1 protein-coding gene is annotated in these 342 nt (G+C 47.4%); it reads right to left on the bottom strand.

Annotated elements, in window-relative coordinates; all coding sequences use genetic code 11:
- The coding region (locus tag EWU23_RS13795) for a hypothetical protein (protein WP_205753198.1) at nt 1-342 on the bottom strand (342 nt) is incomplete at both ends.

Below are 342 nucleotides of genomic sequence, written 5' to 3'. Positions count from 1 at the left end.
AGGTTGTCGCTGTATTTCCACTCGCATCTTTCGCCGTAATCGTGATGTTTTGTGTCCCTCCTGCCGTTTGGGTGCCAGTTCCGGTAATGATAAACTTACTAGCCACTCCTGCTCCGATTGTCACATTAGCACTCGTTACGGCGGTGCCTGTAGCTGGACTAAACGTGAAGGTGCCTGTGCCTGTGGTTCCGGTATAGATCAAGCTACTTACACTCGCTACTCCATTACTAAAGTCGCCGGCACTACTTAATTTAGTCGTGCCTGATAAGCCTGAAATTGCTCCACTTAAGCTCGTGCTTACTGTAATGTTATTGCTACTGGCATCAAAGCTAGTTACTGTAT

Origin of the sequence: Aquirufa beregesia (genome assembly GCF_011090385.1) — a bacterium.
In the GTDB taxonomy this organism is placed as follows: Bacteria; Bacteroidota; Bacteroidia; order Cytophagales; family Spirosomataceae; genus Aquirufa; species Aquirufa beregesia.
The sequence above is the reverse complement of the archived record's forward strand: the minus strand, read 5'-3'. Positions and strand labels throughout refer to the sequence as shown.